At 56.3% G+C, this 18004-nt stretch carries 22 protein-coding genes; 17 read left to right on the top strand and 5 right to left on the bottom strand.

The window, feature by feature from the left end; genetic code table 11:
• Positions 1 to 706 precede the first annotated feature (706 nt).
• From ACQZ6D_RS17345 to ACQZ6D_RS17355, 3 genes are all read left to right on the top strand, one after another.
• Positions 707 to 1219 carry a GNAT family N-acetyltransferase gene (locus tag ACQZ6D_RS17345; protein ID WP_448730407.1) on the top strand — a complete coding sequence of 171 codons (513 nt, stop codon included), beginning with the start codon at positions 707 to 709 and terminating at the stop codon, positions 1217 to 1219.
• A 122-nt stretch (positions 1220 to 1341) separates the two neighbouring features.
• Positions 1342 to 1776 (top strand): MarR family winged helix-turn-helix transcriptional regulator, encoded by a 435-nt coding sequence (locus ACQZ6D_RS17350; protein WP_010974414.1) that lies wholly within the window; start codon positions 1342 to 1344, stop codon positions 1774 to 1776.
• 54 nt (positions 1777 to 1830) lie between these two features.
• On the top strand, positions 1831 to 2577 hold the full coding sequence (locus tag ACQZ6D_RS17355) for an SDR family oxidoreductase (protein WP_448730400.1): 747 nt from the start codon (positions 1831 to 1833) through the stop codon (positions 2575 to 2577).
• Positions 2578 to 2757: 180 nt separating this feature from the next.
• Here the strand turns inward: ACQZ6D_RS17355 and ACQZ6D_RS17360 are convergent, their stop codons facing one another.
• Positions 2758 to 4128: a transposase gene (locus ACQZ6D_RS17360; RefSeq protein WP_448730399.1), complete on the bottom strand. Its 1371-nt coding sequence runs from the start codon at positions 4126 to 4128 to the stop codon at positions 2758 to 2760.
• Positions 4129 to 4285: 157 nt separating this feature from the next.
• On the opposite strand from ACQZ6D_RS17360, the gene ACQZ6D_RS17365 reads away from it, so the two are divergent.
• Positions 4286 to 5029 (top strand): class I SAM-dependent methyltransferase, encoded by a 744-nt coding sequence (locus ACQZ6D_RS17365; protein WP_060642222.1) that lies wholly within the window; start codon positions 4286 to 4288, stop codon positions 5027 to 5029.
• Positions 5030 to 5203: 174 nt separating this feature from the next.
• Here the strand turns inward: ACQZ6D_RS17365 and ACQZ6D_RS17370 are convergent, their stop codons facing one another.
• The 4 genes from ACQZ6D_RS17370 to ACQZ6D_RS17385 form a co-directional block, all read right to left on the bottom strand.
• Positions 5204 to 5593: a hypothetical protein gene (locus ACQZ6D_RS17370; RefSeq protein ID WP_448730398.1), complete on the bottom strand. Its 390-nt coding sequence runs from the start codon at positions 5591 to 5593 to the stop codon at positions 5204 to 5206.
• Between the two features lie 179 nt (positions 5594 to 5772).
• Complete coding sequence (locus ACQZ6D_RS17375; RefSeq protein WP_448730397.1) at positions 5773 to 6084, bottom strand: hypothetical protein; 312 nt, start codon at positions 6082 to 6084, stop codon at positions 5773 to 5775.
• A 368-nt stretch (positions 6085 to 6452) separates the two neighbouring features.
• Entirely contained in the window at positions 6453 to 6857 is a 405-nt protein-coding gene (locus ACQZ6D_RS17380) for a host attachment family protein (protein ID WP_019565720.1), read from the bottom strand.
• A 357-nt stretch (positions 6858 to 7214) separates the two neighbouring features.
• On the bottom strand, positions 7215 to 7577 hold the full coding sequence (locus ACQZ6D_RS17385) for a transcriptional regulator (protein ID WP_448730396.1): 363 nt from the start codon (positions 7575 to 7577) through the stop codon (positions 7215 to 7217).
• 93 nt (positions 7578 to 7670) lie between these two features.
• Between ACQZ6D_RS17385 and ACQZ6D_RS17390 the strand changes: the two genes are divergently transcribed.
• From ACQZ6D_RS17390 to virB11, 13 genes are read left to right on the top strand one after another with little or no spacing between them, the layout of a single operon-like run.
• Positions 7671 to 8210: a hypothetical protein gene (locus ACQZ6D_RS17390; protein WP_448730395.1), complete on the top strand. Its 540-nt coding sequence runs from the start codon at positions 7671 to 7673 to the stop codon at positions 8208 to 8210.
• A 1-nt stretch (position 8211) separates the two neighbouring features.
• Entirely contained in the window at positions 8212 to 8901 is a 690-nt protein-coding gene (locus ACQZ6D_RS17395) for a type IV secretion system protein VirB1 (RefSeq protein ID WP_448730394.1), read from the top strand.
• Positions 8898 to 9197 (top strand): TrbC/VirB2 family protein, encoded by a 300-nt coding sequence (locus ACQZ6D_RS17400; protein ID WP_065662722.1) that lies wholly within the window; start codon positions 8898 to 8900, stop codon positions 9195 to 9197. The genes ACQZ6D_RS17395 and ACQZ6D_RS17400 overlap by 4 nt, the downstream gene beginning before the upstream one ends.
• A 2-nt stretch (positions 9198 to 9199) precedes the next feature.
• Positions 9200 to 9541 carry a VirB3 family type IV secretion system protein gene (locus tag ACQZ6D_RS17405; RefSeq protein WP_013637408.1) on the top strand — a complete coding sequence of 114 codons (342 nt, stop codon included), beginning with the start codon at positions 9200 to 9202 and terminating at the stop codon, positions 9539 to 9541.
• Entirely contained in the window at positions 9534 to 11915 is a 2382-nt protein-coding gene (locus tag ACQZ6D_RS17410) for a VirB4 family type IV secretion/conjugal transfer ATPase (RefSeq protein WP_448730393.1), read from the top strand. The genes ACQZ6D_RS17405 and ACQZ6D_RS17410 overlap by 8 nt, the downstream gene beginning before the upstream one ends.
• Positions 11915 to 12613, top strand: a complete 699-nt coding sequence (gene virB5, locus ACQZ6D_RS17415; protein WP_448730392.1) for a P-type DNA transfer protein VirB5 — start codon at positions 11915 to 11917, stop codon at positions 12611 to 12613. The genes ACQZ6D_RS17410 and virB5 overlap by 1 nt, the downstream gene beginning before the upstream one ends.
• A complete protein-coding gene (locus tag ACQZ6D_RS17420) occupies positions 12610 to 12843 on the top strand; it encodes an EexN family lipoprotein (protein ID WP_003517253.1) in 234 nt (77 codons plus the stop codon). Before virB5 ends, ACQZ6D_RS17420 begins: the two co-directional genes overlap by 4 nt.
• A 4-nt stretch (positions 12844 to 12847) precedes the next feature.
• Positions 12848 to 13783 (top strand): TrbL/VirB6 family protein, encoded by a 936-nt coding sequence (locus tag ACQZ6D_RS17425; protein ID WP_013637412.1) that lies wholly within the window; start codon positions 12848 to 12850, stop codon positions 13781 to 13783.
• Positions 13784 to 13818: 35 nt separating this feature from the next.
• Complete coding sequence (locus ACQZ6D_RS17430; protein WP_013637413.1) at positions 13819 to 14085, top strand: hypothetical protein; 267 nt, start codon at positions 13819 to 13821, stop codon at positions 14083 to 14085.
• 3 nt (positions 14086 to 14088) lie between these two features.
• Positions 14089 to 14760: a VirB8 family type IV secretion system protein gene (locus ACQZ6D_RS17435; protein WP_003517248.1), complete on the top strand. Its 672-nt coding sequence runs from the start codon at positions 14089 to 14091 to the stop codon at positions 14758 to 14760.
• A complete protein-coding gene (gene virB9, locus ACQZ6D_RS17440; RefSeq protein ID WP_448730391.1) occupies positions 14757 to 15611 on the top strand; it encodes a P-type conjugative transfer protein VirB9 in 855 nt (284 codons plus the stop codon). Before ACQZ6D_RS17435 ends, virB9 begins: the two co-directional genes overlap by 4 nt.
• 14 nt (positions 15612 to 15625) lie before the next feature.
• Entirely contained in the window at positions 15626 to 16798 is a 1173-nt protein-coding gene (virB10, locus tag ACQZ6D_RS17445; RefSeq protein ID WP_448730390.1) for a type IV secretion system protein VirB10, read from the top strand.
• 8 nt (positions 16799 to 16806) lie between these two features.
• On the top strand, positions 16807 to 17817 hold the full coding sequence (gene virB11, locus ACQZ6D_RS17450; protein ID WP_080802742.1) for a P-type DNA transfer ATPase VirB11: 1011 nt from the start codon (positions 16807 to 16809) through the stop codon (positions 17815 to 17817).
• Positions 17818 to 18004: the final 187 nt, after the last annotated feature.

Raw genomic sequence — 18004 nt, forward strand, 5'->3', positions numbered from 1 at the left:
AAGAAGGACGCCGTCTGGGTAAAGTTGTCGCAGTCGTTCAGGAATTCGGGCTTTGGCTGAAAGATAGGAATGCAAGCTGACCTGATGTCCGCTTCGGGCGGGGAACTGCCCTAATGCAAAGCACCAAGTGCGGTCGGGAATCTATCGGACGCGGGGAACTACCGGATTTTCAAGAAAGCCGCGCCGGAAGGCTCTTGCAACAACCACGCCCAGTCCAAATCCCGATATCAATCTTGCTAGCAAAAGATCAGGCAATGAATAGGACGCCAGCCAATAAAAGGTTCCAAATGCCAAGAACGATGTTGCGACAAGGCTAAGCTGGCCGTCTGTTGCTGGCCGACGAAAAGCCACAGAATGAAACCCAGCGACGCCCCCAACCAAGCATGGCAAAAACTGACCGAGAGTTATCGTTGGCTTCGCCGTAAGCGTGTCCAGATGGCAAAAGATGAACGCTAACAATCCGGGGCCAACTAACTGCAACAATACGGCTCCAACCAGGCGTGTTCTGACGGAATATTTGGGTTTCGAGTAGCGAAAATATGTGACCAAGACGCCCTCCTTCGACGTGGTCGCGTTCGATGGGCCGCGACCGCCTTGAAATTCGTACAACCTCAACTAGAGTTGAGGTCAAGGGGCAATGGCACGAGAGTCAACCGTTTAGCAGAGTGTCCGACGGGCGAGATGAGAGGTTTGCGTGTCAACTATTATGAGGACTAAGCGACTGCTTCTTAGGGAAGTCGAGAAACAAGACCTAGACGCGTTGAGCAAGATTTACGCCGACCATGTATGCATGAAATTCTATCCAAGCACCAAGTCGTCATCGGAAATCCGGACTTGGTTTCAGGAGCTTTCATTCGACAGCTACCTCAAGCACGGCTTCGGCCTTTGGGCAGTAGTTGACCCTTCTTGTGGACAGGTCATCGGCGACTGTGGGATTACTCTCCAAGAGACCCCTGAAGGCACCGAACCGGAAATTGGGTATCATCTGTGGCGTGGCTTCTGGGGGAACGGCTTTGCTGCTGAGGCTGCGACAGCTTGTCGGGGCCATGCGCTGAACACCCTTGGCCTGGGCAGGGTGGTCAGCATAATAAGCCCCGAAAATATACCGTCGCAGAAAGTCGCGGAAAAAGTCCATGACCGAATGGAGGTCTACCAAAAACGGCTCCAGAGCAGCGGGCGCATCGTAAATCGATACCTGTATATTAGCCAAGCTCAATGACCACTACGGGCCAACTGCGGTCTTCCGCTTCGCGCCAATTGGGGTCATCGCATAAATTCAAGGAATGCCTGTTCTAAGGTATATGGCTTACGTCCTCCGAGCAGAAATGCTTAATACCAGGAATGACAGAACCTACGCCCGAACAAATCGAAAAACTCGCTACCGCCTTTGAGCGCTTTACCCGTCGTTTCAAGGTCGCGGAGGCAGCGGCCGTTATGCAAAACTCGCTTAACCCCCTCGACATTCAGGCGCTTCTTTTCATTGATGAGCATCCCGAGTGTAATCTGGGGGATGTAGCCCGGCATCTTCAGGTCGCGCTGACGACAATGTCGTCTTCGGCCGACCGGCTGGTCCGTCGGGAGATGATTGAACGGCAGCGGCCTGAGGCAAACCGCAGGTCGGTGGCTCTGACGATCACGGACAAGGGGCAGCAAGTGGTCGCAGGCTATATCGATGGATATCGAGCCTCCTGCAAAGCGATGCTGCGGGCGCTTGATACCGTTGACCAAACCGAATTTCTGAGGATTACCCAACAGATCGCAAAATACGAAGGTTGAATATTACGAATTTCGTAGTATGTCTCTGACACCGAAATGATCAGGGACGTCATCATGACCCACACATCGCCCACTGCACTCGTCACAGGAGCAAACAAGGGTATTGGCCTCGCCATCGCACGGCAGCTGGGCGCAGCCGGACACACGGTCTGGCTGGGGTGCCGAGATATCTCACGGGGTGAGATGGCAGCTTTCGAACTGAGAGAAAACGGGATTGACACCCGTGCAGTGCAACTCGATGTTACGGACGAGGCGAGCGCGTCCAGTGCCGCCAAAACTATCGAGAGTGAAGTGGGGCATCTCGACGTTTTGGTCAACAACGCCGGGCTCATGTTTGGTTCGCCTCCCTCTCTCGCCGAGGAGTCAATTGACGAGATTCAGCAAATGTTCAACACCAACGTTTTCGGGGTGATGCGCGTCACTCAAGCCTTCTTGCCGTTGTTGCGCAAATCGAAGGCGGCCCGGATCGTAATGATGAGCAGCGGCCTCAGTTCGTTGACGGATGCCTTGGACATGCGGAGCGAAACATGGACGGTCGGTTTTGGCGGATACTGCGCCTCAAAGACTGCACTGAACATGTTGACCGTCAAGCTTGCGAAGGAGCTTGATCGGGAAGGGATCAAAGTGAATGCGGTAGACCCCGGCCTGACATCGACTGATATGACAGGCAACGGACCGGGGCACTCACCTGAAGATGGCGCACGCCCCGCATTCGCTCTAGCAACGACGCACGCATATGGACCGACAGCAGGGTTCTACGCTTGCGCTCCATCAGGCGAACTTGTGCAAAAGAGTTGGTGAGACGCATTCAGCGATTATGGGATGCGGGCCGACCGGTTCCGCATCTCAATGTCTCCTTCGGGCGGATTTCGTTGAAAAACTCGCTGGATTGGCGGCTCATCCGCCCTTTCAGGTCTTCAGACGGAGCAGATATGCGATAACGCCTCGCGTCACAGCGCGAGGTGTCGATTAACGCCGCCCTCAGGCGGCAATGGCGATGTGTGGTGGCCTGAGTTTGGCCAGCCTCCCGAGGTTTTGTGCGGTTGCTGCAAGCAGGAATTCATCGCGTGCGCCGCACGGTCCTCGAAGTCTCAATCGCGCCATCCACAGGATGCGCTTGAGGTGTGCAAAAAGCATCTCGACCTTTTTTCGGCGATGCCGTGACTGCACGTAGTCAGGTGTCGTAGCAATCGCTCGGGCGACATCACGGGCATCTTCGTTGAGATCGCGCGGCACTTTGCGCATCGGCATACTCGGGCAGCAGCGAGACTTCAGTTCGCAGCGATCACAATCTTTCTTGCTGGCGCGGTAAAGCCGTGTGCCCGCCGCCGTGATCCCTGATCGAGGCGTCGCATAGGTTCGATGGAACTGCTTCAACTCCTTACCTGCCGGGCAGATGTAGCGGTCATTTTCGCCTTCCCATGAGAAGTCCGAGCGGGAGAAGGTGCCATCCGTCCTCTTCGACTTATCAAAGGCCGGAATGTGCGGCGCAATTTTCTTGTCCTTGACCAGCCATGCCAAGTTGTCGGCGGAACCGTAAGCGCTGTCAGCAGCCAGATAGTCCGGCTTCAAGCCGAAGCGGTTCTCGGTCCTTTCGAGCATTGTGCTGGATGCTCCGACTTCTGCCTGGCGGATCGCACGCGTCGCCTCCACATCGACAATGACACCATGATCGTTGTCGATCAGGTAATTGGTGGCGTAGGCGAAGAAGGCATGGCCTTTGTGAGCACCGGTCCATTGGGCGGCCGGATCAGACGGGGAGATGAACTTCGGTGTAATGGGCGACGCAGCACCGAAAGCGGCATCATCGAGAACAGCCAGATACTCCTGGACCGAGCGGCCAGCGTCTTCCTTTGCTTCCCACTCAGCTCCTGGGACCGAACGCTGCTTGTTGGCATCCGCAGCAATAAGGCTGGCATCGACTGCAAATCCTTCCGCGCGAACCAACCCTTGAGCGAGGCAGCGTTCCACTACCGTCTCGAACATGTGCCGCAGGATATCGCTTTGCCGGAACCGGCCGTGGCGGTTCTTCGAGAAGCTGGAATGATCCGGGACCTTTCCGTCCAGACCAAGGCGGCAGAACCAGCGATAGGCGAGATTAAGATGGACCTCCTCGCACAGTCGGCGTTCCGAGCGGATACCCATGGAATAGCCGATGATCAGCATTCGCATCATGAGCTCGGGATCAATGGAGGGGCGACCGGTGGCGCTGTAGAAAGGTTTCAATTGTGCCCGGACACTGTCGAGTTCGAGATGGTGGTCAATCCCGCGCAGCAGGTGGTCTGCCGGAACGTGATCATCAAGGCAGAAGTCGTAGAAAAGCTGCGCTGGAGCTGTCTGGCATCCCATCATGACTCAATCCTCCGCAAATCAATGCAACGATTGAATCACGGCGTCCGGGTGCCGACAACGCCTGGTCCGACAAATAGAGTGGCGGTTGAACTGGATCGTTGTGAAGGCTGGTCCGGTGCGTATGTTACACCAGTTAATCTGACATTCGGAGGCCCGCTTGAGTAGTGACCGCTTTTATAACGACCTCTTTCTGTCAGAGATATATGATGCTTGGCATCCACGCTCAACTCGCGACGATTTCGACTTCTACCTTCCCATCATCATGAACGCAGGTTCAGTGCTTGATATAGGATGTGGAACAGGCTCACTTCTACACGAGGCCAGAGAGGCTGGGCACCTCGGCGACCTGTGTGGGATCGACCCAGGCGTAGGAGTCCTATCTCGTGCTCGGGCTTTACCGAATATCGATTGGGTACTAGGCACGCTTCCCCAGCCTGAATGGAACAGCAAGTTCGAGCTGGCTGTCATGACTGGCCATGCCTTCCAAGCCATCAATGCCGATAAGGCTGTGGGTCAATTCCTCTCAGACATACGAGACAGCCTGGCTGACGGTGGACTTTTTGCTTTTGAGAGTCGAAATCCCTTAACTCGCCCGTGGCAACAATGGACACCTGAGCGTCCTGCCTTGGTCTATTTGAACGATCATAGCTTGGTGAAGATCGTCACGACCGTCACGTCAGAGTTCGACGGACGCACGATATCCTTCAGGCACGACTTCTCCGGCGACCATCCAAGCCTGCCTTTGAGCAGTGAAAGTACCTTGCGCTTCCATCACGCGGACGAGCTTGCGGCGCTCCTGGCTAAGCATGGGTTTGCCATAGAGCAGCGGTACGGCGACTTCCAGTCAGGACCTTTTACGGAGAAGAGCCCCGAGATCATTACGATTGCAAGACGACGATGAGCGGGCCCCGGATGGCGAAACTGCCGCAACATTCGCCCGGCTAGATCATCGAAAGAGTTTTTCAACAGTATCGGCCGACAGGAGACGCTCTGCCGCAAGAAGGGTCGCCGTCGGCTTTTCCGTCATCCCCGTTGCTCGGTTTCTTGCTATTTTTCGCTGAGTGTGTGTTGAATCTCACATCCTGCGCTCGGTACTCTTAAGTGAGGTGGAGAGCCCGGAAACGCGACTGGCCTCACGCTGCTGCAAGACGTGCCGGGATTCGGCCAGTATCTCGCGATACCTTTGGATCTTGGTTGCTTTCATCCTGAATAAGTCGTCGACTGATACCGTTGCCTGCTGCACCGGAAAAGCCACTTCGTTTTCCAGAAGGTCGAGCAAAAGGTTTCGCATCACTGCGTTTTCTTCTCGAAGTTTCGCGAGCTCAATAGCCTTCCCACTCGACTCAAATTTCCGTGCGATAGCTTTGTCGATATTGTGTTCGACAAGCAGAATCTTGGCGGCATAATACCGGCAAGCAAAGAATGCTGTTACGAGCGCGCATAACGCGATGACAATGTAGATCATTTCGACCTCCAGGTTATCCTGAAAGTCGATATTCGGAAGCTGGATTTCAATACGCGATTCACTCGGCAAACCAAAATGGCTCCTCTTTGATGAGGAACCGGGGCCGTAAACGTACCAAGTTCATCGTGATTGAAACGGTGACTGTCAGACGCTTCGATCTTACATATTTTGGCGTCTTGTTACCTTAACAGGTACTTCGCCTTCCTCACGGGGTATGCGAGAGGCTCACCATTTTCCAAGATGAAACCCATACGGTACATGCATCTGCGCATTTCGGGAGAGCCATATGCACCTCCATAAATACCGACGGGGTGGTATGATGGGTAAGATTCAAAACTGCATCTGTCGAGTGCTGACCGATAGGCGATCTCACGCACGTAGTCACCCGTCACCGGAACCGTACCGTAAAGATGCCATTGAGTACGTGCTTCCGCGACTGCTGCCATGAAGGTAACGCCCAGAATCACGCTTACAGCCAGCTTGAGTTTCATGACACGCCTCCAAATGAACAATTATGACGAGGAACGGATATTTCGTCCGGTTTGTTCCCTCGCTCAGACGCGTTTGCGCAGTTGTGGTCTCGTCGCCCTCACGGTCGGAGTGCATGCCACTTGCTTTTCCTCTTTGGGCCAACTTCGGGAGTGACTTCAGCTTTGCGCCTCCGTACCGGCTATTCAGATCAGTCCCGCCATCTCCTGAAATAAGACGTAAGTAAAAAGTTGTGGCGACGTTCCTGTCAGGAACAGTCTAGCAAAATCTGGCAACACTACATTGTTGCCGATTCTCTACATTCCCAACGAGCGCCAGGCAAAAACCCCGCCGGGATGGCGGGGCCGATCACGCCGTTTAGATGCAGGATTTAAGCGACAGCGAGTGCTTTCTCGATATCCTGCACAGAATGGCCAGTCAGATCTTTATCCAGCTCTCCAATGAGAACGTCCGACAACGACTTATGGTAGCCCTTGCGCATCTCACCCAATGTGCGCGGTGCCGCGATAATCACCAGACTTTTGATCTTGCCCTCAAGCACCTGCTTGTTCAGCATATCCGTAACACCTGCGCCAAACCCGTCTTCATCTTGCTGACTATCGTCGGGATTAGCCGAGCTACTGGAATGTCGGGCGCCGGAAGAGATCTTCGAGCTGTCGATCGCCGGATCTGGCAACGCTGTCAGATTGACAGTCGCCGCATCTCCGTCGTTCCGAAAAAGGCTAAGCTTTTCGCCATCGGCAACGGCAACGACCGTGTTCTGCGGAAGGTTCATGATGATCTCCTTGGTGAGCAGCTCGAGCCCAGATGACCGACCCTGCTTGTTTCTGTCAGAAAATAACCCCGCTACAGACCATCCGTTCCGCAGCCGGCCCGACAAAACTACAGGATTGGCGTATCGCCGTGATCAGTCGCCCCAGCCAAATGCTTGATGGCCTGCCTCGCGCCATCGCTGTGGCAGAGGGTCAGTCGAGGCTGCTGTACTAGGCACATACCCTTGGAACGAGCTCGGCAGTATGCGTCGGCAGCGAAAATCTTCCGCGACAATGCTGGTGAGCGGTACGGCACATGCCGACCCTCTAATCTAAAACGGCGTCCACATTTAATACTGTATAAAACATACTTGGTAAAATCACGCATTTCCGGTCGCCGCGGCACCGCCAAGCGCGGCAAAAACCTGCGGGGAAAACTCAAACTGTCGAGCCGTTCCTCGTCCCATTGAGTTTCTTCCCAGCGTTTCCGTAAGGATGCCCCGCCGGACCAAGAGTTCAATGGTTTCGATCACCCCACCACGCGTCATTCCGGTAATCTCAATCACATTTGAGAGTGTTAACTTCTGATGCGCCTGGTGCATCAGATAGAGAATATTCATCATGCCGATCTGTTTGATGCGCGACTGCGCCGATTCACCGTCGATCGGCTTCTCCAGGATTTCACGCACCGCAAATACGGACAAGGCCTGACACTGCCATCTTTCACTTAAATTGCTTGCCATCGTTTTAACTATCTATTATTTGCATAGTCAAATAATTGAGACGAGTCGCCGTTCAGTTGAGGCGGACATTTAGGAAGACGGAGGGTAGGGGGCATGAAGAGCCTTTTCTTTCGAATGATCATCGCAACGTCAGGGTTCGTTTCACTCTATACCATTTCGGAGCGAAGCGCTCGTGCCGACGAATGGGGGTGCCAGGTTATCCTGTGCTTATCCAATCCCGGCGGTCCGACCCAGTATGGCGAATGCAGGCCGCCTGTCGAGAAGCTTTGGAGGTGGTTGGCAAAAGGGCGTTCGTTTCCAACTTGCGCGGGCGTGGGTTTTCAGACCTCTCGCCCTCTTTACGAACCATATTACTGCAACGCCGGCTACCGCTTATCTGCTGGCTACGGTCCCAGGGGACGTGACGCGACGTGCATTTCAACGTCACTGCAAGCCGTGAGCGATGACTTTTGCCAGCGAGATCGAGACGGTGGCGATCCGAACAAAGGCTCTGTCACCTCACCGAGGTGGCAAAGGGTAGACGGGCGATACCAATGCCTGGCCAATACCGTGGCGCGACCTCTGGTCCGCGAGAAACCTCGATACGTCGATGTGACGATTGAGGGTGTCGGCACGCAGAGGGTGTGGTTCTGACATGCCCGTTGTCTTCTCAGATATTGCGCAGACCTGCGCACCCTTCGTTGCATCGGAGGCGCTTGCGGGTGTGGTCAGCCCCGAAAGCCGGTTCGCTCTGTTCACCATCAGGATCAACAGCCGTGCACCGCTCGGGCGGCAACCTGCGACCAAGGCCGATGTAATCGAAGTCGCCGCACCCTCGGAGGCAACATGCCATGACATACACATTGGTCCCGACGGGGTCGGGCCGGAAGAACTGCGGAGATTGAACCTCTCGATAACAGCCGCTTTCGCTCGTTGCCTTAACCTGAACGCTCCAGCGACGCCATTCGACGGCTATTGCTGCCTCTCGGTGAAGGTGGGTGCTGACAGTCCCAGGGCCGAGCAGGTGCTGCAATCCTGCTATGGACGTGACGATCCGTCGGTCGGGGGCGTGGTCAACTATGGCGATCAGGTTCGCCGCGAAATCGAACGGCTCGGACCGACAGTGGCTCGATTTACAATCGGCGACACGGGAAAAGGGTTGCAGACAAACGTGTCGGCGAATTCTTCCCAAGCAGACGTCGTTGCCGAAGTGGTGGCGGAAAACACTCCGGGGGAAGCACACGCGATCTCGGCGTCGTCCGCGTGGGACGTCTTCAAGACCCGAAGCCGTTCATCCGTCCTGGTGTTTCAAGACAATCAATTGGAATTGGAGCAGAGTGAATGATAATTAGTTCTCGGATCAGACCCGTCGTCGCTTCGTCCGTCATGGCTGTCGCCATTATAGCGACGATGGTTGAGCCCGCCTTCGCGCAAGCCGCCGGCATCGAAACCGTCCTGCAGAACATCGTCGACATGTTGACGGGAAACATTGCTAAGCTTCTCGCCGTGATTGCGGTCATCGTCATCTGCATCGCCTGGATGTTTGGTTACATGGACCTGAGGCGAGCGGGCTTCTGGATCATCGGAATTGGCGGCATCTTTGGTGCCACCGAACTCGTCAACACCATCGTCGGAGCCTAAGGATGGTGGGCGGACAAACGGTTCTCGAAGAAGACACACTCTTCATCGCGTGTACGCGTCCCGCGATGATTGCCGGTGTCACGATGGAGGCGATGGGCTTCAACATCATGGTCACGACGATCCTCTACATCGTCGCCGGATCTATCGCCTACGCGTTCGTCGGCATCGTTTTCCATCTCATCTTCAAAGCGCTCGTCAAGCACGATCACAACATGTTCCGCATCCTGCTCGCCTGGGTCGAGACACGCGGCCGTTCGCGCAACGGTGCCTATTGGGGCGGGGCAACGCTTTCCCCTCTGAGACTGACACGCCGCTTCGACGAAAGGGATATTGGAATTGCCTGACATCGCCACCCTTAGATCACGCGAACTCACGCCAGAGGCTTTTATCCCCTACGTGCGGCACATCGACGAGGCGACAATCGCGCTCGAGTCCCGGACACTCATGGTCATGGTCGCGCTCGCAGGCGTATCGTTCGAAACTGCTGATCTGCTCGACATCAACGCGCTCCATCGCGACCTCAACACGCTCTATCGAAATATTGCCGATGAGCGGCTCGCGATCTGGACCCATCTCATTCGGCGCAGGGATAGCGACTATCCGGGCGGAACGTTCGCAACGCCATTCTCCGCCGCGCTCAACGAGAAATACCGGGAACGCATGGCGCGCGAGCACCTTTTCCGCAACGATCTCTATCTGACCGTCCTTTGGTCGCCAGCGCGTGGCCCTGCAGACAAGGCGGGGAAGCTGCTGTCGTACCTTCGACGGTCAAAACGACTCGATATGGAGCTGGATGAAGAGGCTCTGAAACAGCTTAAGGACAAAGTCGTCAACGTAGTGGCGGGCTTGAGGCGCTTTGAGCCACGGGTCCTTTCTCTTTACGAACAGGAAGGCATGCTCTTCTCTGAACCGAGCGAGGTGCTGCACCAGCTCGTCGGCGGGAGGCGTGAGCGTGTGCCGCTTACCGAAGGTCGCGTCGCCTCGGCAATTTACTCTGATCGCGTAATCATAGGTCGGGAGACGATCGAGATCCGGCATGAGGCAGAAAGCCGCTTTGCCGGCATGCTGAGCTTCAAGGAATATCCAGCCCGCACCAGGACAGGCATGCTGGACGGAGTTCTAAACAGTCCGTTTGAGCTCATTCTCTCACAGTCGTTCTGCTTTGTGTCGAAGGCGGACGCTCGCGTCATCATGGGGCGTAAGCAAAACCAGTTGGTGAGCAGCGGCGACAAGGCGGCTTCGCAAATCGATGAACTTGACGATGCGATGGACGACCTGGAGTCCAACCGCTTCGTGATCGGCGAGCATCACCTGACACTCTCCGTCTTTGCGACCACGTTAAAGGAATTAACCGACAATCTGGCAAAGGTTCGCGCCAGCCTGACCAATGGCGGGGCTGTCGTTGCGCGCGAGGATCTTGGTCTCGAAGCGGCATGGTGGGCGCAACTTCCGGGCAATTTTCGTTACCGCGCGCGCTCAGGCGCGATCAGCTCGAAGAATTTCGCAGCATTGTCACCGTTCCATTCCTATCCGATCGGACAGAAGGACGGCAATGAGTGGGGACCCGCCGTTGCCCTGCTCAAGACCGCTTCAGCCTCGCCCTACTACTTCAATCTCCATTATGGCGATCTGGGCAACACCTTCATGTGCGGTCCGTCGGGAGCGGGCAAAACCGTGATTGTCAATTTCATGCTGTCACAGCTCGAGAAACACGACCCGCACGTGGTGTTCTTCGACAAGGATCGCGGCGCGGACCTTTATGTTCGCGCCGCCGGAGGCACCTACCTGCCGCTGAAGAACGGGGTCCCCACCCGCTGCGCTCCCTTAAAGGCCCTCAACCTGACGCCGGAGAACAAGGTGTTCCTGGCGCGCTGGATCGGCAAGCTTGTGGGTTCAGGGGCGCGGGAACTGACTGTCACCGAACTTCGCGACATCTCCGGCGCGATCGACGGCCTTGCCGACCTGCCCGCTGAGCGACGGACAATAGGGGCGCTGCGGGCTTTCCTCAACAATACGGATCCAGAAGGTATCGCGGCGAGGCTCCGCCGGTGGGAGGAGGGAGGGCCGCTCGGCTGGGTCTTCGACAATGTCATCGAAGATATCGGATTTGGGGATTTCGGCGGATCAGGGAAGTTCATCGGCTACGACATGACCGACTTCCTCGACAACGAGGAAATTCGCACACCGCTGATGGCCTATCTCTTCCATCGCGTCGAGCAGATGATCGATGGCCGCCGGATCATCATCGTCATCGACGAATTCTGGAAGGCGCTACAGGACGAGGGGTTCCGCGATCTTGCGCAAAACAAGCTGAAGACCATCCGCAAACAAAATGGGTTGATGCTGTTTGCCACGCAAAGCCCACGCGACGCGCTGAACTCGCCAATCGCGCACACGATCATCGAGCAATGCCCGACACAGATCTTCCTGCCCAACTCGCGCGGCAACCATGCCGACTATGTCGATGGATTCAAGCTCACCGAGCGCGAATACGAATTGATAGCGCGCGAGCTTTCCGTTGAAAGCCGGAGGTTCGTGTTGAAGCAAGGACACAACAGCGTCGTTGCCGAGCTCGATCTCAACGGCTTCGATGACGAGCTCGCCATCCTCTCCGGCCGGACCGCCAATGTCGAACTTCTCGACGCGATCCGCGCGGAGGTTGGAGACGACGTCGAGAACTGGCTTCCCATTTTCCAACAGCGAAGGAGTGCTAGCTGATGACTTCCTATCGACTTCATGGCGTACTGCTCAGCGCGGTGCTCATGCTTGCTGCTGAAGGCGCGTCAGGGCAGGGGATTCCTGTCAACGATCAGGCTGCGATTGCCAAGCAGATCGAGAGCATCGCGCAGCTCAAGTCGCAACTCGACGCGCTCAATGAGCAGATCGGCCAGGCTCGGCAGCTTTATGGCTCGCTCAACAAGCTGACCGATATGGCGGATGTCGCCGAGGTTCTCAACGATCCGGCGATCCGCAAGGCGCTTCCCTCCGACTTCGCTGCCATCGAGGGATTGCTCAAAGGCAACGGCACCGGCGTGTTCGGTGATTCCGCCTCAAGGTTTCTGGAAGGTAACTCGACCTACCGCACTGACGCCGATGATTTCTACGCTCAGGAATTGTCCCGACTTCAGAACAAGAATGCCGGGCAAATGAGCCTTGGTGAGCAAATCTACGATGCCGCGACCAAGCGCATCGAAGGGATTGATCAGCTGCGGGGAAAGATTTCCACAGCTGGCGACGCCAAAGAGATTGCCGACCTGCAGGCTCGGCTGCAGGCCGAACAGGCATTTCTTCAGACCGACGTCCTGCGGATGGAGGGGCTGAGGATGGTGCAGCAGGCGCAGAACCAGGTCGACGAACAGCGCAAGGCGGAGGACTGGCGCCAACGGATGGACAATATGAAGGCGGCGCTGCAGTGAAGTGCACCCTCATCGTCCTTTCCCTGGTGCTCTTGTCGGCTTGTTCGCAAGAGGCGGAGCGAACTCATACGGTGGACGAGTTCGTCGCCGACACCGAATTGCTGTCCCGTACGATTACCGAGTGCCGCAACAACCCGGGTGCATTGCGCCAGACGCCCAATTGCCAGAACGCGGAAGCGGCCGAGGTTAAGCTCCGGCTCCAGAACATGCGCAAGGCATTGGGAGGCTGACCAAATGTACCAGGTGTTTGAGTTTATCGACGGTCAGTTCAAGCGGCCGTTGGAGACTTTCGTCTCGGATGGGACGTCGAACATAGCAGAATGGGTCGCTGGTCCGTTGACGGTGGCAGTGACCCTTTACGTCGTCCTCTACGGCTATCTCATCCTTCGGGGCTCGGTCCAGGAACCTATCCTTGACTTCGCCTTCCGCGCGATGAAGCTCGCGATCATAGTGATGCTGGTGAAGAACGCGGGCGAATACCAGACCTATGTCACAAACATCTTTTTCGATGTTTTGCCGCGCGAGATCGCTCAGGCGCTGAATGCAGGTACGGCGCCGAGTGCCAGCACCTTTGACAGTCTGCTCGACAAGGGCCAGGCCTCTGCGACCGATATCTGGACCAGGGCTTCCTGGCCGATTGACATCGTCACAGGTGTGGGCGGCATCATGGTGATCGGCGTCAGCTTTCTGGTGGCGGGGATCGGTTATGTTGTTTCCCTTTATGCACGGTTGGCGCTGGCGATCGTCCTGGCGATCGGGCCGATTTTCATTGCGCTTGCCATGTTTCAATCGACGCGCCGTTTTACCGAGTCCTGGATCGGGCAGCTCGCAAACTTCGTGATCCTTCAGGTCCTTGTCGTTGCCGTCGGTTCGCTTTTGATCTCCTGCCTGGACTCGAGCTTCACCGCAATCGACAGCTACAGCGACGTCCTTATGCGCCCTATTGCTTTTTGTGCCATCGGGATAGCTGCCCTGTACATATTCTACCAGCTACCTGGCATTGCATCGGCGCTGGCGTCTGGCGGCGCCTCGCTGGTCTATGGTTACACGACCGCACGCGATGCGCATGAAGGCATGCTGGCCAGAGCAGCCTCCCACACCGGCCGGATGATCGGTCGCGGTGCTCGGTTTGCCCGCCGCGCCTTCGGATCAAGAAATGCCGGCGTATGACACCCAGTCCAGAACATTAGATAAAGGCCTGCTGAATGATTAAGCCTGCCCTGTTGATCATCTTTTCAGCCACGCTTGTCGGCTGCGCTTCGATGACCTACCCATTGCCGAACTGCGACGGCTATTCGCGCCGCCCATTGAACCGCTCGATGTGGGACTGGGAGGGCGGCAGCAAGCTGAAACAGCAGCAATCCAACACGAGTTCGTCCACGTCCCTCACACCTTTCGTTAAAGAGGCCAGCGAGACTTCCGCTTTTGCGCATCTGGACATCGACGGTTCCTATCGCCGCTGTGAGGGATGAAACATGGTGACGACAGATAATCTCAAGAGCTACTTCGACAAAGCACGTCGTTTCGACCAGGACCGGATGATCCAGGTCGAGCGATCGAACAGGATTGCCTGGTCGATCGCCATAGTTTCAGGCATTGTCGCCGCTGTAGCCGTCTTCGCGGTCGCGTGTCTCACACCCCTCAAGACGGTTGAACCCTTTGTGGTGCGCGTCGACAATTCGACCGGCATTGTCGACGTCGTGTCAGCGCTGACATCGACGGCTGGCACCTACGATGAGGCGGTGACGAAATATTTCGCTGCAAAATATGTCCGGGCCCGCGAGGGTTACGTCTGGAGTGAAGCACAGGAAAATTTCCGCACCATCGCCCTCTTGTCGACGCAAGCGGAGCAAACGCGTTTCGCGGCCCTCTACCGTGGCAGCAACCCGCAATCGCCCCAGAATACTTATGGTCGCGGGGCTACAGCAAGGATCGATATCGCTTCAATCTCCCTCATCAATCAGAATGTCGTTTCCGTACGCTACATGCGAACCATCACGCGTGGGGAGGAAGTACGAACGACCCATTGGGTTGCGTCAATCACCTATTCGTACGCGAACGCTCCGATGTCCTCGACGGACCGGCTCGTAAACCCGCTCGGTTTCGTCGTCAGCGAGTATCGCGCTGATCCGGAGGAGGTGAGATGACGCGCATCCCTCGAATTCCTGCACTCATCGTGACCCTTTCGATGTCGCCGGCGTTTGCGCTTGAGATACCCCGAGGTGCCTCGCAAGACAGTCGTGTCCGGTTCGTGAACTACCAACCCTACAACATCACGCGGGTGGTCGGCACTCTGCGGTCATCCGTACAGGTCGAGTTCGCGGCGGACGAGGAAATCGCCCATGTCGCGCTCGGCAATAGCGTCGCCTGGGAAGTTGCGCCGGCCGGCAACATCCTGTTCCTGAAGCCACGCGAGAGCCAGCCGGTGACGAATATTTCCGTGGTTACGACGCGCAGGGATGGCTCGACCCGCAGCTACCAGATGGAACTGACGGCGCGCGATGGCTCCGTAGAGGCTGGCCAAAACACCTACTTCTACGTGAAGTACAGGTATCCAGGCGATGACGCCGAGCTTCGCCGCCAGCAGGCAGCGTCGAGGGCTCTCGCGGCCCAGTCGAAGGACGCCTACAATGTGCTGGCGCTTCACGAAGCCTATGGCCCTCGAAACTGGCGCTATTCTTCTCAGGGATCGCAGGCACTGGAGCCGCAAAGCGTCTACGACAACGGCAAGATTACAACGTTCGCCTTTGTGGGTAACCAGGAAATGCCCGCGATCTATATGGAGAACTCCGACGGCTCCGAAAGCCTTGTTCCGAAGTCGGTCGATGGAGATCTGGTGATGGTGCACGCGATCAGCCGCAAGTTCATCTTGCGTCGGGGCAAGGATGTGCTCTGCGTCTACAACGAAGCCTACGACCGCGTCGGTATCAATCCTGACACCAACACAACGTCTCCTTCGGTGGAGCGCGTCGTGAAGCGCGACGTTACCGGGCGATAGGGAAGGGAACAGTCATGGCTCAGGAAGACGAGGATCGCATCCCCGGAGAGCGTGCCGAAACCGTCACCAGTCGTCAGATCGACAACAGCCCTCTCTTGAAACGCGGCGCTGTTGCCATTGCGATCATCGCGTTTGTCAGCTTCGCGCTTTGGTCGACGACGGGAAAGAAGGGAAGGGATGAAAATCTTCAGCCCGAACGGATCATTATTCGTCAGACGACCCCCTTCGAGGCCGCAAAAGAGAAAGTTGAACCGGACCAGGCGCTCCCTGAAGTAAAATTGCCAACGCCTGTCGTCGAACCGGTCATTGAAGAGCAGGATAAGCTGCTCGATTCCGCCCGCCGCGCGCCCGTGATGGCCTTCAGTGGAGGGCAGAGGAATCGGAAAGAGCTGAGGGAAAGCGACAGCTCTTATCCTTCCGACAACAGCAATTTCGTGCCGCTCGACAACAATATGTCTGTTCAGAACCAGCAAAACAATGAGGAGCATCGTTTCGATGGCCTGCTGCGGCCAACGCGGCTTGAAGGCTCAAGGGCCGGTACACTCGGAAACCGCAATTTCATCGTCGCGATGGGAACGACCATTCCCTGCGTTCTTGAAACCGCGTTAGCATCCGACCAGCCGGGATTTACCACATGTGTGATCAACCGCGATGTTCTCTCTGACAATGGCAGGGTGGTCTTGATGGAAAAGGGCACGCAGGTTGTCGGCGAATATCGTGGAGGGCTTCAACGCGGGCAAAAGCGCCTGTTCATTCTCTGGAATCGCGCGAAAACGCCGAAGGGCGTTATCGTCACTCTCGCATCACCAGCAACCGACGCACTTGGTCGTGCCGGTGTCGACGGCCATGTCGACACCCATTGGTGGGAGCGGTTCGGCAGCGCTCTTCTGCTTTCCATTGTCGGGGACGCGACGAACTATGCAAGCAGTCGGCTGCAGGACAGCGATGTCGACGCGCAAAAAACAACGGGTGCCAGTCAACAGGCGGCCGCCATCGCGGTCGAGCAGTCCATCAATATCCCGCCGACACTCAATAAGCACCAAGGTGAACCGGTTTCGATCTTTGTCGCTCGCGATCTCGACTTTTCCGGAATCTACGGTCTTAGGGTGACCGAACCCAGAAACCGCGTTTTCGATCGTGCAGTCCTGGGGGATTTCGCGCCACGATCGACGCTCCTAACGAAATAGGGCGCGAAATGGCAGAGAGGCAGGACTCGGCTGTCGTCAGCGAGCTGATGAAACCGTTTTCGACATTCCTTCAGGACAAGTCTCTCCTAGAGGTGATCGTCAATCGGCCCGGGCAGGTGTTGACGGAAGGTCCTGGTGGGTGGCGGACCTATGAAATGCCGGAACTGACCTTCGAAAAGCTCATGCGTCTCGCCCGGGCAGTCGCAAGTTTTTCGCATCAGTCGATTGATGAGACGCGTCCAATATTGTCGGCGACGCTACCCGGGAACGAACGAATCCAGATCGTCATCCCCCCGGCGACCATCAATGACACTGTCAGCATGACAATCCGCAAGCCTTCCTCGGTCGACTTCAGTCTTGATGATCTGGAGGAAAAGGGATTTTTCCAGACAGCGTGCGCAGCGACCAGTACCTCCTCCTCCGCGCAGGATGAGGAACTGTGTGAAACATATCGTGCCGGCCGTTTTAAGGATTTCCTGCGGCAGGCCGTCATCGCTCGAAAAAACATCATCATTTCTGGCGCCACAGGTTCGGCGAAAACGACACTTTCCAAAGCATTGATCAAGCATATTCCCGAAAACGAGAGGGTCATTTCAATCGAGGACACTCCCGAGCTCGTTATCTCACAACCGAACCACGTGCGCTTGTTCTACTCGAAAGGAGGGCAGGGGCTTTCGCGTGCCGGACCGAAAGAGCTTCTCGAATCCTGTCTTCGTATGCGGCCGGATAGGATTCTGCTTCAGGAGCTTCGCGATGGGACGGCCTTTTATTATATCCGGAACGTGAATTCGGGCCATCCTGGCTCAATAACCACGGTCCATGCGAACTCGGCCGAATTGGCTTTTGAGCAACTGGTCCTGCTCGTTAAGGAGTCGCAGGGCGGCGCAGGCCTGGACCGGGCCGACATCGTGGCTTTTTTGAAGGCGAGTATCGATATCGTTGCTCAGTGCAGGCGACACAAAGGAAACTTTCGGCTGTCTGAGGTGTATTTCAGGAGTGAGTGTAGAGCCACGGAATAGCAAACTGAGCGACTCACGGAGTTCCGAGGTGCGGATTGTGGTCCTGATGTTTCTTGTTGGGTGTGTCTCCGTAAAGAGCGCCGAAAGCAGCACGGTAACCGTGTAAGTCGATAAGCGTAGTACACCTTAAGGCAACTCTGACGTATGCCTGCAAGATCCTCGTTGTCACTCATCCATGGAGTGTCGA

This window comes from Agrobacterium sp. 22-3639C2 (assembly GCF_053522105.1).